12 protein-coding genes are annotated in these 14,493 nt (G+C 69.2%); 6 read left to right on the top strand and 6 right to left on the bottom strand.

Annotation, left to right across the window (positions count from 1 at the left end; translation table 11 throughout):
* Positions 1–8 precede the first annotated feature (8 nt).
* The 5 genes from ACYP33_RS31645 to pelG all read left to right on the top strand — a co-directional run bounded on the left by ACYP33_RS31645 (position 9) and on the right by pelG (position 6,277).
* Positions 9–560 carry a penicillin-binding protein activator LpoB gene (locus tag ACYP33_RS31645; RefSeq protein WP_459625149.1) on the top strand — a complete coding sequence of 184 codons (552 nt, stop codon included), beginning with the start codon at positions 9–11 and terminating at the stop codon, positions 558–560.
* A 77-nt stretch (positions 561–637) separates the two neighbouring features.
* Positions 638–2,131 (top strand): PelD GGDEF domain-containing protein, encoded by a 1,494-nt coding sequence (locus ACYP33_RS31640; protein WP_459625148.1) that lies wholly within the window; start codon positions 638–640, stop codon positions 2,129–2,131.
* Positions 2,118–3,308: a sugar ABC transporter permease gene (locus ACYP33_RS31635; protein WP_459625147.1), complete on the top strand. Its 1,191-nt coding sequence runs from the start codon at positions 2,118–2,120 to the stop codon at positions 3,306–3,308. Before ACYP33_RS31640 ends, ACYP33_RS31635 begins: the two co-directional genes overlap by 14 nt.
* 8 nt (positions 3,309–3,316) lie before the next feature.
* Positions 3,317–4,891, top strand: coding sequence for a GT4 family glycosyltransferase PelF (pelF, locus tag ACYP33_RS31630; protein ID WP_459625145.1), 1,575 nt, complete (start codon positions 3,317–3,319; stop codon positions 4,889–4,891).
* Between the two features lie 15 nt (positions 4,892–4,906).
* A complete protein-coding gene (pelG, locus tag ACYP33_RS31625) occupies positions 4,907–6,277 on the top strand; it encodes an exopolysaccharide Pel transporter PelG (protein ID WP_414439249.1) in 1,371 nt (456 codons plus the stop codon).
* Positions 6,278–6,328: 51 nt separating this feature from the next.
* Here the strand turns inward: pelG and ACYP33_RS31620 are convergent, their stop codons facing one another.
* From ACYP33_RS31620 to shiA, 6 genes are all read right to left on the bottom strand, one after another.
* Positions 6,329–7,369, bottom strand: coding sequence for a hypothetical protein (locus ACYP33_RS31620; RefSeq protein WP_459625143.1), 1,041 nt, complete (start codon positions 7,367–7,369; stop codon positions 6,329–6,331).
* A 31-nt stretch (positions 7,370–7,400) separates the two neighbouring features.
* Positions 7,401–7,790, bottom strand: coding sequence for a RebB family R body protein (locus ACYP33_RS31615; protein ID WP_459625141.1), 390 nt, complete (start codon positions 7,788–7,790; stop codon positions 7,401–7,403).
* A gap of 151 nt (positions 7,791–7,941) precedes the next feature.
* The gene (locus ACYP33_RS31610; RefSeq protein WP_414447556.1) at positions 7,942–8,970 is read right to left on the bottom strand and encodes a diguanylate cyclase domain-containing protein; all 1,029 of its coding nucleotides are present in this window, start codon (positions 8,968–8,970) and stop codon (positions 7,942–7,944) included.
* A 290-nt stretch (positions 8,971–9,260) separates the two neighbouring features.
* Positions 9,261–10,727 (bottom strand): MocR-like pyridoxine biosynthesis transcription factor PdxR, encoded by a 1,467-nt coding sequence (gene pdxR / locus ACYP33_RS31605; protein WP_459625140.1) that lies wholly within the window; start codon positions 10,725–10,727, stop codon positions 9,261–9,263.
* Positions 10,728–10,792: 65 nt separating this feature from the next.
* The gene (locus ACYP33_RS31600) at positions 10,793–11,563 is read right to left on the bottom strand and encodes an IclR family transcriptional regulator domain-containing protein (RefSeq protein ID WP_414439244.1); all 771 of its coding nucleotides are present in this window, start codon (positions 11,561–11,563) and stop codon (positions 10,793–10,795) included.
* An 85-nt stretch (positions 11,564–11,648) separates the two neighbouring features.
* Complete coding sequence (gene shiA / locus ACYP33_RS31595; protein ID WP_414439243.1) at positions 11,649–12,965, bottom strand: shikimate transporter; 1,317 nt, start codon at positions 12,963–12,965, stop codon at positions 11,649–11,651.
* A gap of 440 nt (positions 12,966–13,405) precedes the next feature.
* On the opposite strand from shiA, the gene ACYP33_RS31590 reads away from it, so the two are divergent.
* Positions 13,406–14,493 (top strand): 4-hydroxyphenylpyruvate dioxygenase family protein (locus ACYP33_RS31590; protein ID WP_459625138.1); only part of this gene is annotated, 1,088 nt, incomplete at its 3' end.

Raw genomic sequence — 14,493 nt, 5'->3', positions numbered from 1 at the left:
AGAAACGCATGAACACGAACCACGCATCGCGGCGCTTCCGGGCGGCCGCGCTGGTCTGCGCCGCCACGCTCGCCGTTGCCGCGCTTGGCGGTTGCGCGGTGGTCGACCGCAGCGCGGCAGTGCCCGCGTCCAAGGGCGACGCCTGGACCGTCCTGCCGATCGCCAACCACACGGAAACGCCGCAGGCCGGCCAACGTGCGGGCTCGATCGCGCAAAGCCTGCTGCGCACCTACGGCTACCAGAACGTGGTGCCGTATCCGGGTGGCGGCGACGACGAAACGCTGTTCGATCCGGCCAAGCCGGACGCGCAGCAGAACGCGCTGAACTGGGCGCGCCAGCAGAACATCCGCTTCGCGCTGACCGGCTCGGTCAACGAATGGCGCTACAAGGTGGGCGTGGACGGCGAACCGGCCGTCGGCCTGAGCTTCGACGTGATCGACGTGCAGACCGGCAAGATCGTCTGGACCGGCACCGGCAGCCGCACCGGCTGGAGCCGCGACGCCGTGTCGGGCGTGGCGCAGAAGCTCGAGCGCGATCTGCTCTCGCCGCTCGGCCGTTGAATCCGGGGTAGCACGGACGTGACGAATCAGAAGGCAGGCGCGATGAATCCGACATCGACATCGATCAGGCGGTGGGCATGAATACGCAGGCAAGGGGACCGGACCCGGGCGGTTCGCGGCAGTCGCGCACCGTTCGTTCGACCGGCGTGGCCGCATGGTGGAACACGCTGATCGCGCCGCCGGACGGCAGCACGCGCCGGCGCGTGGTCGCGCTGATCGAGACGCTGGTGGTCACGCTGGTTGCGGTGGGCCTGTGCCGTGCATTCATGGCCGAGGACCCGCTGTTGATCCACTCCGGCTTCGGCTGGATCTGGCTGGTGCCGGTGATCATCTCGCTGCGTTACGGCTCGGTATTCGGGCTGGTGTCGGGCTTCGTGGTGCTGGCGGCCTGGTACGTGCTGTATCCGTCGGTGCCGGTGGCGCCGAGCCTGCCCCTGGCCGGCGGGGCGTCGGCCGTGTTCGCGGGCGACGTCGCGCATGTGAAGCCGTTCCCGATCGGCTTCTTCCTCGGCGGCTTCTTCCTGACGCTGCTGACCGGCCAGTTCGGCGATATCTGGATGTCGCGGCTGCGGCAGAACCGGATCGCGCACGATTATCTGTCGGAGCGCCTGTCGATCCTGACGCGCAACCAGTTCATGCTGCGGCTCTCGCACGAGCGCCTGGAGCAGGATCTGCTGAGTCGTCCGGCCACGCTGCGCGATTCGCTGGCGCGGCTGCGCACGGTGGTGTTCGACCAGTTGCCCACGCCGCCGGAGCAGGGCGATGTGGCGCTGCGCGGCGCGCAGGCCTTCCTCGATTCGGCCGCGCAGGCGGTGCAGCTCGAAGTGGCCAGCGTGCACGCCTGGCGCCATGGCGGCCCGGCCGCCGAAGTGGCGGCCTCGGTGGGCGGCGCGCAACCGCTCGACGTGCACGACCCGCTGGTGCGCGAGGCGATCGACACGCGCCATCTGGTGCACGTCGACGCGCAGGCGCATGCCACGCCGGCCTCGATCGGCAGCCGCTATCTGGCCTGCGTGCCGCTGCTGGACGTCAAGGGCGAGCCGGTCGGGCTGGTGGCGATCGAACGCATGCCGTTCCTGGCGCTGACGCGCGACAACCTGCAGTTCCTGCTGGTGCTGTGCAACTTCTACGCGGACGGCGTGCGCCATGCCGAAGTCACGCGCGAGATGCTGGCGGCGTTCCCCGACTGTCCGCACCGTTTCGCGCTCGACTATGCGCGGCTGGTGCATTTGCGCCGCGATTCGCGCGTGCTGTCGTCGGTGGTCACGCTGGTGTTCGAGAACGACGAACGCAGCGCCGCGCTGTGCGAGCACGTGGTGCGCACGCGCCGTGCGCTCGACTCGCAATGGGAAATCGTCACGCCGAGCCATCGCGCCGTGCTGACGCTGATGCCGCTGTCGGGCAACAGCGGTGCGGACGGCTATCTGCTGCGCATCGAGGACAACCTGCGCGCGCAGTTCGGCGTGGATTTCGAGAGCGCGCACGTGGCGGTGTATTCGATGAACGTGCCGGCCCAGGACCCGATGCGTCCGCTGGTCAAGCTGATGGAGCATTGCGGTGTCGCCGGCTGACCCGCGCCTCCCGGCCGGCGAGGCCGGCCCGGCCCCGGCTCGACGCGACGGCGGTGCGCTCGGCGCGCTGCTGGCCGTCATCGCGCTGCTGATCGCACTCGCGCTGCAGGCCTATGCGTGCCTGACCAGCCTGCGCAGCGCGCCCGACCTGTCGGCGCTCTGGCTCGGCGGGCTGCCGGCCGATGCCGCCGCCGTGGCCGCGTCCTCGCGCGTCAACACGCCGCTGTTCGTCACCTGCCTGCTGATCCTGCTGGTGGCGGCCGTGTTCGCGACCGCCGGCTCGGTGCGCCTGCTGCCGCGCCGGCTGCGTCCGGCGCGCTGGCCGGGCGTGGTGCTGCTCGGCTTCTTCAATTTCGCGGTGCCGTTCGGCGGAATTGTCTGCGCGCTCGGCGCGTTCGCGCTGGCGCGCGTGCTGCCGGCCAATCGCACCAACCTGCCGGTCACGGCGGTGGAAGAGCCGGAGTTCGCCGAATACCTGATCGGCTCGGTGTCCTACGGACGCGGCGCACGCCTGAAGGCCGAACTGCGCAACGCGGATGCCAGCGTGGATTTCCGCATGACCGCGCTGCTGGCGATGCAATCGCTGCCGGTGCGCACGATCTCGCCGATCCTGCAGGAAATGCTCGCCGATCCGCTCGACGACATTCGCCTGCTGGCCTACGGCAGCCTCGAAAGCAAGGAAAAGGCGCTGACCCAGCGCATCACGGCCGAGCGCAGCGCGCTCGACGGCGCGGGCGCGGCCTCGCTCGATTCGACCGAACGCGCCCGCATCCTCAAGACGCTGGCCGAGCTGTACGGCGAGCTGATCTATCAACAACTGGTGACGGGCGACGTGTACGACAACGCGATCGCGCAAGCCGACCGCTTCGCCGAAGCCGCGCTGGCGCTCGCGCCGGGCGACGCCGCGCTGTGGCGCCTGCGCGGCCGTCTCGCGCTGCTGCGGCGCGACCTCGACGCGGCCGACGCGATGCTCGAACGCGCCATCGACAGCGGCTTCCCGCGCGACCGGATGCTGCCTTACCTGGCCGAAGCGGCCTACCTGCGCCGCGATTTCGTGCGCGTGCACGGCCTGCTCGGCGCGATGGACCGTCACGCCGTCACGCCGACGCTGCAGGCCGCCCTCGATTTCTGGCAGCCGGAGCCCGACGCGGCTGCGGTCAGCGCCTCCCGCGAATGAGTTCAGCCATGACGACACCGTCCCCGACCGCGCTGCCGCGCGCCGCCTCCGCCGACGTGCTGCTGCTGCTTGAAGGCACGTTTCCGTATGTGAGCGGCGGCGTGTCGAGCTGGGTCAACCAGATGATCCGGGCGTTCCCGGAGCACAGCTTCGCGTTGTGCTTCCTCGGCAGCCGCCCGCAGGACTACACCAAGCAGCACTACGCGCTGCCCGACAACGTGGTGCATCTGGAGAATCATTACCTCTACGATTTCGCGCCGCCGCCGCTGGTCAAGAAGATGAGCGGCGACCCCGAGGCGTTCGCCCGATCGGCCGCGCTGCACGAAAGCATGCGCAACCCGGCGATGCGCACGATGGGCGCGCAACTGCTCAAGGACATGCTGGCCGACCTGAAGCCGGGCGGCGCACTGAGCGAGGACGCGTTCCTGTATTCGAAGGAAGCCTGGGAATACCTGACCGACCAGTACCGCAAGCACTGCACCGATCCGTCGTTCGTCGATTACTTCTGGACCGTGCGGATCATGCACAAGCCGCTCTGGCAACTGGCGCGGATCGCCGAAGCGCTGCCCGCCGGCAAGGTGCTGCATACGGTGTCCACCGGCTATGCCGGCTTTCTCGGCGCGCTCGCGCATTACCGCACGGGCCGCCCGCTGCTGGTGTCCGAGCACGGCATCTACACCAAGGAACGCAAGATCGACCTGTTCCAGAGCGAGTGGATTCGCGACAACCGCAGCATCTTCGAGCGCGACGTGTCGCAGGTCGGCTATTTCCGCGATCTGTGGGTGCGCTTCTTCCAGGCGCTGGGCCGCGCCTGCTACGACGCGTCGAGCGACATCATCGCGCTGTACGAAGGCAACCGGCAGCGCCAGATCATCGACGGCGCGCCGGCCGAACGCACCGGCACGATCCCGAACGGCGTGAACCTCGCGCGCCTCGCGTCGCTGCGCGAGAAGCGCACGGCCGCGGTGCCGAAAACCCTGTGCCTGATCGGCCGCGTGGTGCCCATCAAGGACATCAAGACCTTCATTCGCGCGATGCTGACCGTGCTGCGCCGCATGCCGGACGCCGAGGCGTGGATCGCCGGCCCGGAAGACGAGGATCTGGCCTATGCGCAGGAATGCCGCGCGCTGGTGGACAGCCTGGGCCTGAAGGACAAGGTCAAGTTTCTCGGCTTCCAGAAGATCGACGAACTGCTGCCGAAGTGCGGGATGCTGGTGCTCAGTTCGATCTCCGAAGCATTGCCGCTGGTGGTGCTCGAAGGCTTCGCGGCGGGCGTGCCGTCGGTGACCACCGATGTCGGCTCGTGCCGCCAGTTGATCGAGGGCCTGCCCGGCGAGGATGCCGCGCTGGGCACGGCGGGCCGCGTGGTGCAGATCGCCGACCCGCGCGCGCTGGCCGAGGCCGCGCTCGACCTGTTCGAGGACGACAACTGGCACGCCGCGCAGCGCGCCGGGATGGCGCGCGTCGAGCGCTATTACACGCAGGACCAGATGATCGGTTCGTACCGCACGCTGTATCAGCGCCTGATCGCGGCGCCGGCGCAGCCGGCCGCGGGCGGGCCGCTGGCCTGCCCGATGCACTGAAGGAGGCCGCGAACCATGGCCGGAATCGGATTCGAACTGCGCAAGATGCTCCGTCGCAACACGCTGACGGGCATGATGCAGGCCTATACCTATGCGGGGTTGATCGGCGCGGGGCCGTGGGTGCTGTCGATCGTCGGGATCTTGCTGATCGGCGTGCTCAGCGTGCCGTTCGTCACGCCGACGGGGGCCGTCACGCAGTTCCAGGTGTCGGTGACCTATCTCATCGCGGTGTCGCTGGTGCTGACCGGGCCGTTGCAGCTCTGGTACACGCGCTTCACGTCGGACCGCCTGTTCGAGAAGCGCCGCGACCTGGTGCTGCCGAACTTCCACGCCGTGATGCTGGTGGTGACGGCCGCCTCGGCCGTGATCGGCGCGCTGGTCACGCTGTTCGCGTTCGGCGGCCAGACGGCCGGCTACCGCATGCTGATGCTGGCCGGCTTCGTGGTGATGAGCAACATCTGGATCGCCACCATCTTCCTGTCGGGCATGAAGCGCTACGTGGCGATCATCGTGGTGTTCGCGGTGGGTTATGCGGTCACCACGCTGGCCGCGCTCGGGCTCGAACGCTTCGGCCTGAGCGGCCTGCTGGCGGGCTTCGTGATCGGCCAGACGCTGCTGCTGTGCGGCCTGCTCGGGCTGATCTACCGCGATTTCGACAGCGACCGCTTCATCTCGTTCGAGATCTTCGAGAAGCGCTACCGTTACCCGTCGCTGATGCTGATCGGGTTCCTGTACAACCTCGGCATCTGGATCGACAAGTTCATGTTCTGGTACTCGGCGGGCACCGGCCAGCCGGTGATCGGGCCGTTGCGCGCGTCGATCATCTACGACATTCCGGTGTTCCTCGCGTACCTGGCGATCATCCCGGGCATGGCGGTGTTCCTGCTGCGCATCGAGACCGATTTCGTCGAGTACTACGACGCGTTCTACGAGGCCGTGCGCGAGGGCGCCTCGCTCCAGCATATCGAGCGGATGCAGCGCGCGATGGTGGAAGCGCTGCGCGAGGGCGTGTGGGAAATCCTGAAGATCCAGGGCATGGCCGCGCTGATCCTGTTCGCCGCCGCGCCTACGTTGCTGCAGTGGCTGCACATCCCGTCGCTGTACCTGCCGCTGCTCTATATCGACGTGATCGCCGCCAGCATGCAGGTGGTGTTCATGGGCATCCTCAACGTGTTCTTCTACCTCGACAAGCGGCGCATCGTGATGTGGCTGGTGGGCGGCTTCGTGGCGCTCAACGTGCTGCTGACGGCGTTCACGCTGAACGCGAACCCGGCCACCTACGGCTACGGTTTCGCGGGCGCGCTGTTCGTGGTGATGCTGGCGAGCCTCTACTGGCTCGACCGCAAGCTCGAAACGCTCGAGTACGAAACGTTCATGCTGCAATGAGCATGGCGCGGCGGCGCGGCTGACGCCCGGCCGCCGCACACCGCCTGCCGTTCAGACGCCGGCCGCCTGGTAGGTGGCCAGCGAGATCAGACCGCCGTGGCTCAGTTGCACCACGGCATGGCGGCCGTCGCGCCCGATCGGGTACGAGCAGGTGCCGCCGTCCTGGCCCAGCACGCCGCTGGACACTTCCGACTCCATCAGAAACGCCGTCGCGTCCGCCAGATAGCGCGCGACGAGCTGTTGCGCCTGCTCGCCCTGTTCGCCGCGATAGCCGCCGTGACGCGCCACCTGCAACGCGCCGCGCGAGAGCCGCACGAAGCCGAGCGCGCGGCCCGACGCCACCCAATTGCGCACCACCTGGGCCACCTCGAACGGCGCGGGCAGGCCGGTCACCTGCGGGCAGTCGAGCGCGCCGAACAGCGCCGGGTAGAGGTGGTCGAGCGCCGCTTGAGCCGCCTCGCGGCGCTGCGCGGCATGGGCCGCCGGGTTGCCGAGGCGCTCGGTGCTGTCCAGATAGAAGCGGAACAGGTCGGCGAATTCGAGCGCCGTGCGCGCGTTGGCCACGGCGAACGCGGCGGCCTCGTGCTGCACGAATTCGGGGTGACGGGCGACTTCGTCCATGCCGGCCAGCACGGCCAGCGCGAGGCGGCCGTCGAGATCGACGGCCTGGAACAGCGGCGCGCCGTCCACGCCCAGTTGCGCGAGGAAATCGGTGCCGGCGGCCAGCGCGTCTTGCGTGAGCAACTGATGGGCATCGAGCAGCGCGCGGGCGCGCTCGAGCGCCTCGGGCGCCGCGCCGGACGCTTCGCCAGCGGCCAGCACGCGCAGGTCGTGGGCGCCCAGCGACAGCAGCTTGATCGGATTCACGAGCAGGCGCAGCGCGGGCAGCAGCGCCAGCGGCGCGGCATGCAGGCCTTGCTGCACGGCGGCCACGAGCTGGGTTTCGTCGGCGAAGTCGTAGCGCGCGTTCGGCGCGGCCACGGCCCAGGCGAACCAGGCGGTGCCGCCTTCGATCAGGTCGAGCGTGAGCCGGGCGGCCTCGGACAGGTTCGATGCATTGCGGATCACTTGGCCGGCGAGGGTCAGGGGCATGGCGGGTTTCCTGCGATGAGGTGAAGGGCGCTCAGATGCCGTGCGTCGGATGCACGACGAGCAGGTGGGCGGTGACGTCTCCGGTGCTGGCCGTGTCGACCGTGTAGAGCGTGGCGACGCCCTGCACGTTGGCGGCCTGGGACGAGGAGACGGTTTGGTCTTGCAGCGCGGTGGCGTTGTGCACGGCATTCGAGAGCGCCTGCGATTGGCCCGGCGGCAGATCGTCCAGGCTCACGCCGTGCTGGTCGCGGATCACCTTGACGTCGACATGCGGCACGCTGGTGGCGTTGTGCAGGGCGTTGGAGATCGCCTGGCCCGGCAGATCGCCGATCGACAAGGCCGGCGCGTCGCCGAGCACCTTGACGTTGGCCTGCGTGACGGCGTCGGTGATCTGATTGTTGACGGCGGTGGGGAATGCCATGCTCGCTCCTTTGGCGCGGGGCCGGACGGTGGACGTCGCTGTCGTGCGACCGCGCGGCTGCGCGATCGTGCGGCGATGGTGACACGGCCGCCGCCGGCGCGCCACCGCATTCGTATGACGACGCGCCGCGCTTCGCCGCGCGGCCCGGTGTTCAGCGCTCGCCCTGGCCGCCGCCCGATTTGCGTTGCCGCTTGGTGGCATACATCGCCTGATCGGCGCGGTCGATCAGGCCGGTCATTTCCACGCCGTCTTCGGGCAGGATCGCGATGCCGACGCTCACGCCGAGATCGAGCTGCTGCCCCTCGAACTCGAACGGCTCGGCCACCATTTCGGTCATCCGCTCGCTCTGGCTTTGCGCGTCGGAGCGGCCGGCGATGCCGGGCAGGATCACGCCGAACTCGTCGCCGCCCACGCGCGCGACCGTATCCGAGCGCCGCACCGAACGCGCGATGCGCGCGGCCGCCTCGCGGATCGCCGCGTCGCCGGCGCGATGGCCGTAGTGATCGTTGATCGGCTTCAGTCCGTCGAGGTCGAGGTTCAGGATGCCGAGCGCGCCTTCCGAATGCTGGGCCAGTTGCACGGCCTGGCGCAGACGGTCGTAGAACAGCGCGCGGTTCGGCAGCCCGGTCAGCGCGTCGTGGGTGGCGCGCACGTACAGCTCGTTGGTTTCGCTGCGCGCCGCGTGGAACATCGCGGCCGCGATCAGCTCCGACATCAGTTGCAGCACCTGGATGTCGGCCTCGCCGAACTTGCCGATTTCCGGCGACATCACCTTGAGCACGCCCACCGTCGTATCGAGGTGGCGCAGCGGCGTGACCAGCATCGAGCGCAGGCCGACGCGGCGGCAGGCCTCGCGGTCCACGCGCTCGTCGAGTTCGGAATCGTCGCAGCGCAGGATCTCGCCCGTCTGCACGCACAGGCCCGACAGGCTGCCGGCGCGCTTCAGGCGCATCCCCAGCAGGTCGGTCGCAAGGCCGGCGGTGGCGCGATAGACCATGTCGTCCTGTTCGGCCAGTTCGACCACGGCGCTTTGCGCGTGCGTCAGGTGCCGGCCGCGTTCGGCGACATAGGCCATCACGCCGCCGAGGTCGAGGCCGAGCTTGGCGATCTCGGTTTGCGAGCGAACGATCTCGAGCAGGGTTTCGGCGGAGGGAGCGAAAGACGGGGGCTGGAGCGACACGGGGATGTCCTGCACGGAAGACGCATGCGCGGCGGCTCGGGCTCGGGACGCGCGGGCATCGGATTGAACCGGTTCGATCGCGCGTGCCGGGTCCGGCCGGGCCGCGCTTGCGCGCAAGCATAAAGCAAATTCCGGCGGCCGGGAGAGGGCCTGCGCGTGAATTTGTGTGACGGGCTTACGCCTGCCTTGCGCGTCGCGCGAGGGCTGTAAGCTGCGCGGTTTCGGCGCGCTCGGCGCGCGTATTCGTCAGGGCAGGACGCGGCGACGGGGCGCGGTTTTCAGCGTTGGCTTCAGACCTTCACCAGCCGCGCGAGCGTCGCCATCGCGGTATCGATATGCGGCGCATCGATGCCGCCATAGCCGAACAGCACGCCGGGCACGGCCGGGGTGTGCGCATGGAACGCCGACAGCCCGATCAACGCGATCGACGCCTCGCGCGCGGCGGCCAGCAAGCGCGCCTCGTCGAGCGCGGCGCGAAACGGCGCGGCCACGTGGATGCCGGCCGACGCCGCCACCGGCGCGAACCACGGCGCGAGTTCGCCGTCGAGCCAGGCCGCGATGCGCGCGCGCCGCAACGCGTATTCGCGCGCCATGCGCCGCAGGTGCCGGCCGAACGCGCCGTCGAGCATGAAGTGCGCGAGCGCGGCCTGCATCAGCGTGCCCGAATGCCAGTCGGCGATTTGCTTGACCTTCAGCAGCGGCGCGATCAGCGGGCGCGGCGCGATCGCATAGCCGATCCGCAACTCGGGAAACAAGGTCTTCGAGAACGTGCCGACGTAGGCCACGCGGCCGTCGCGGTCGAGGCTCTTGAGCGGTTCGAGCGGGCGGCCGTCGAAGCGGAATTCGCAGTCGTAGTCGTCCTCCAGCACCACCGCGTCGCGGCGGCGCGCCCAGTCGAGCAGCGCGACGCGGCGCGCCAGGCTCATCGGCATGCCGAGCGGGAACTGATGCGACGGCGTGGCGTAGACGAAGCGCGCCGCGTCGGGCAGTTGCTCGACGATCAGCCCCTGCGCGTCCACCGGCACGCCGATCACCGTGGCGCCGAGCGCCTCGAACGCGGCGCGCGCGGGCGGATAGCCGGGCTCCTCGACGGCCACCATGTCGCCTGGGCCGACCAGCGTGCGCGCGAGCAGGTCGAGCGCCTGTTGCGCGCCGTTGGTCACCACCACGTCCTGCCAACTGCACGCGATCGCGCGGCTGAAGCCCACGTAGCGCGCGATCCCCACGCGCAGGTTCGGGTCGCCGGCCGCGTCGCGATATTCGCCGCTGCCGCGCGATTGCGCGCGGATCGCGTGGTTCAGCGAGCGCCGCCAGTCGCCCCACGGAAAGCGCGTCTTGTCGGTGATGCCGCCACGGAAATCGAACGCGAGCGGCGGCGTGGAGATCGGCATCGCCAGATCGACGGGCACGCGCGACCACACTTCATGGGCGCGGGCGGGAAGCTTCGGGAGATCGGCGGGGTCGGGAAGCGGATCGCGGGCGGCGCGCCTGGCGTCGAGCGCGTCGTCCGGCGGCGCGAAACCCGACGCGACGAACGTGCCGTGCCCGGCGCGCGTCTCCAGATAGCCTTCGCTGGCGAGCCGTTCATAGACGTCGAGCGTGGTTTTCCGCGACACGCCCAGTTGCTGCGCGAGATCGCGCGTGGACGGCAGCCGCGTGTCGGCCGCGAGCCGCCCGCCGACGATCGCCGCGTGCAGTTGACGGTAGAGCTGGCCGGCGAGATCGCGACGGCCGTGGAGACTGAGCTGGAGATCCAAGCGCGGCGGTCCTGCGGGGTGGGAGACGGCACATTCTGGCACGCCTGCCGCCGGCGACGGCGCGCTCAGAGCACGTTCAACATCGCCAGCGCGGTTTCCTGCAACGGCGGCAAGGCGCGCGCGAGCGCCGCCTCGGGTGTTTCGTTGCCGATCGGCATGTTGGTGCTCAAGGCCGCCACGACTTCGCCCTGGCGGTTCTTCAGCGGCACCGCGATGCCGCGCACGCCCACCTGCAACTGCTGCTCGATCAGCGCGTAGCCGTCGTCGCGCGCCTGCGCGATCAGTTGCTGGAGGCGGCTTTTATTGGTCAGCGTGTGCGGCGTGTAGGGCGGCAACTCGGTGGCGTCGAGCCACGCGGCCACATCCTCGGGCGTGTGCCGGTGGCCGAGCAGCACCACGCCGGCCGAGGCCAGCGGCGCCGGCACGCGCGCGCCGAGCACGAAACCGGTGGTCATCACGCGCGACACGCCGTTGCGCGCGATCACCACCAGTTCCCAATCGTCGAGCACGCTGACGTAGGCCGATTCGTTGAGCGTCGCGCTCAGTTGCTGTAGATACGGCTGGACGGTGCGCGGCAGCCGCGCCGAATCGAAGTACGACCAGCCCACCCGCAGCACGCGCGGCGTGAGGCCGTAGAGCCGGCCGTCGGTATACACGTAGCCGAGCGATTCGAGCGTGAGCAGATAGCGGCGCGCGGCGGTGCGCGTGAGGCCGGTGCGCGCGGCCGCCTGGGTGGGCGTCATGCGCGCGTGTTCGCTGTCGAACGCTTCGAGGATCATCAGGCCTTTTTCGAGGCCGGCGATCCAGTCGCGCTTGTCGAGTGGGGTTTTCTTCATCGCAGGTCAAACGGGCCGGAAGGCCGGGCTGAAGCGGGCGGCGGCGCGAGGCATGGCACCGCGCGCCGCCCGGCGGACGGGCGCATCAGGACGCCGCCGGTGCAATCCGCATCCGCGCCGCGACGATCACCGAGATCAGGCAGCCGAGCGCCAGATAGCCGGCCACCAGGTGCCACGAGCCGCTCGCGAGGCTGACCAGGCCCACCGCGATGAACGGCGTGAACCCGCCGCCCACCACGCTGGCGAACTGGTAGCCGACGCCCGCGCCGCTGTAGCGGTATTCGGCGCCGAACAGCTCGGTGAACAGCGGCTGCTGCACGCTGACCACCATGTCGTGCGCGATGTTCGCCAGCATCACCGCGAAGATCACGATCCACACCGTCGAGCGCGCTTCCAGCGCCACGAAGAACGGCACGGCGGCGGCCAGGCCGATCAGCGCGCCGATGATGTAGATGCGGCGCAGGCCGAAACGGTCGGCGAGCCAGGCGAAGCAGGGGATCGTCACGCAACTGATCGCGCCGACCAGCAGGCCGATGTTCAGGAACAGCTCGCGCGACATGTGCAGGTTGGTGGTGGAGTAGCTCAGTGCGAACGCGGTCACGATGTACATCGTGAACAGCTCGGCCAGGCGCAGCGCGATGATGAACAGGAACGCCTTCGGGTGACGCGTCAGCGCCTCGAGCACCGGCATCTTGAGCTTGTGGCCGGTCTTCTCGACCTTCTGCACGAACTCCTGCGATTCGTCCATGCTGGCGCGCACCCACAGGCCGATCAGCACCAGCACCACGCTGGCCAGGAACGGAATGCGCCAGCCCCAGGCGCGGAACGCGTCGTCGCCGAGCGTGTGGCTCAGGATCGACACGATGCCGGTGGCCAGCACCAGCCCCACGCCGTAGCCCACCTGCACGCCGCTGCTGTAGAACGCCTTCTTCTTCTGCGGCGCGCTTTCCACCGCCATCAGCGCCGCGCCGCCCCACTCGCCGCCCACCGCGAAGCCTTGCAGCGCGCGCATCGCGACCAGCAGCACCGGCGCCCACCAGCCGATCGACGCGAACGTCGGCAGCAGGCCGATCGCCACCGTCGACAGGCCCATCATCATCACCGTGATGACCAGCATCTTCTTGCGGCCGAGCCGGTCGCCGTAGTGGCCGAACACCACGCCGCCGAGCGGGCGGAACAGGAAGCCCACGCCGAACGTGGCGAACGCGGCGAGCGTGCCCATCGTCGGGCTGACCTTCGGGAAGAACTCGGCGTTGAACACCAGCGCGGCGACGATGCCGTAGAGCAGGAAGTCGTACCAGTCGACGACCGCGCCGACGAAACTGCCGATCGCGGCCTTGCGGGCCTGGGCGCGGGCGCGCTGGGCGCTCGCCTGGTCGAGTGAATCGAATGCTGGGGTCATGTGGCGTCTCCTGTCGTGCTGGTCCCGGTTCCGGCCGCGTGGCGGGCCGGAGTTCACATCGCGCCTGGCTGTCGTCGCGATGAAATTGCTCGCAGCATAGGGGCGCGGCGGCGGCTCGACAATGCTTGGCGAACGCGGGAGCGCGATTATCGTTCAATTGCGTGCGATCATCGAACGTTTTTCGGGTTAGCACTAGGGCGAAAATTCGCCGGAGCCCGAGCGACGCTGCTGGAAGCGCCCGATTGCCGAGCGGGTTCGATTCGCTTCAGACTGTCGCGACACGCCGGCCGAAAACGCCGGCCGACGCATCGCCCGCGTGCCGCGCCGCAATCGGCGCTTTGGCTGTAATGAACGATACGGTTAAAATTGCGGCGATGGCGCAGCCGGCCCCGGGCCGCCGCCGAGCCTTGCCACGCCACCCCCGCTTCTGGAGACCACGGATGTCCAGCCACTTTCCCAAGTCGTCCGCGACGCCCCCCGTTACCGCGGACGACAACCCGCTCGGCATGGCCGGCCTCGAATTCGTCGAGTTCGCCGCGCCGGCGCCCGACGATCTCGCGCGCCGCTTCGAGCAACTGGGATTCAAGGCGATCGCCCGGCACGTCAGCAAGGCGGTGACGCTGTACCGGCAGGGCCAGATGCATTTCCTGCTGAACGCCGAACCCGATTCGTTCGCCTCGCGCTATGCCGAGGAATACGGCATGGGCGTGTGCGCGATCGGCATCCGCGTGGACAGCGCGCAGCGCGCGTTCGACCGCGCGCTCGAACTCGGCGCGTGGGCGTTCGAGGGCGAGCGGATCGGCAAGGGCGAACTGGCGATCCCGGCCATTCAGGGCATCGGCGATTCGCACATCTATTTCGTGGATCGCTGGCGCGGGCGCGGCGGGTTGACGGGCGGGGTGGGCGACATCTCGATCTTCGACATCGATTTCCGCCCGATCGACCCGGCCACCGCGCAGGCGGACCTGCATCACGCGGGCAGCGGGCAGCTCGTGCAGGTCGATCACCTGACGCAAACGGTCGGCGCGGGGCGCATGCGGGAATGGCTCGATTTCTATCGCGATCTGCTGCATTTCCGCGAGATCCACGAGATCAACGCGAACTGGCACGTGTCGGCGGAATCGCGCGTGATGGTGTCGCCCGACGGCGAGGTGCGGATTCCGCTCTACGAGGAAGGCACGGCGCGCACGCAACTGATGCACGACTACCTGCCCGATCATCCGGGCGAGGGCGTGCAACACATCGCGCTGGCGACCGACGACATCGTCGCGTCGGTGGACGCGCTGGCCGCCAACGGCGTGACGTTCGTCGAGCCGCCGGCCGCCTATTACGATTCGATCGATGCGCGCCTGCCGGGCCACGGGCTCGACGTGGCGGCGCTGCGCCGGCGCGGCATCCTGGTGGATGGCGAGATCGTGAACGGCGTGCCGAAGCTGTTCTTCCAGACCTTCGTCAAGCGCCGTCCGGGCGAGATTTTCTTCGAGATCGTCCAGCGCAGCGGCCATCAGGGCTTCGGCGAGGGCAATCT

This window comes from Burkholderia sp. 3C, from assembly GCF_054589155.1.
This window is presented reverse-complemented; position numbering and strand designations above follow the sequence as displayed.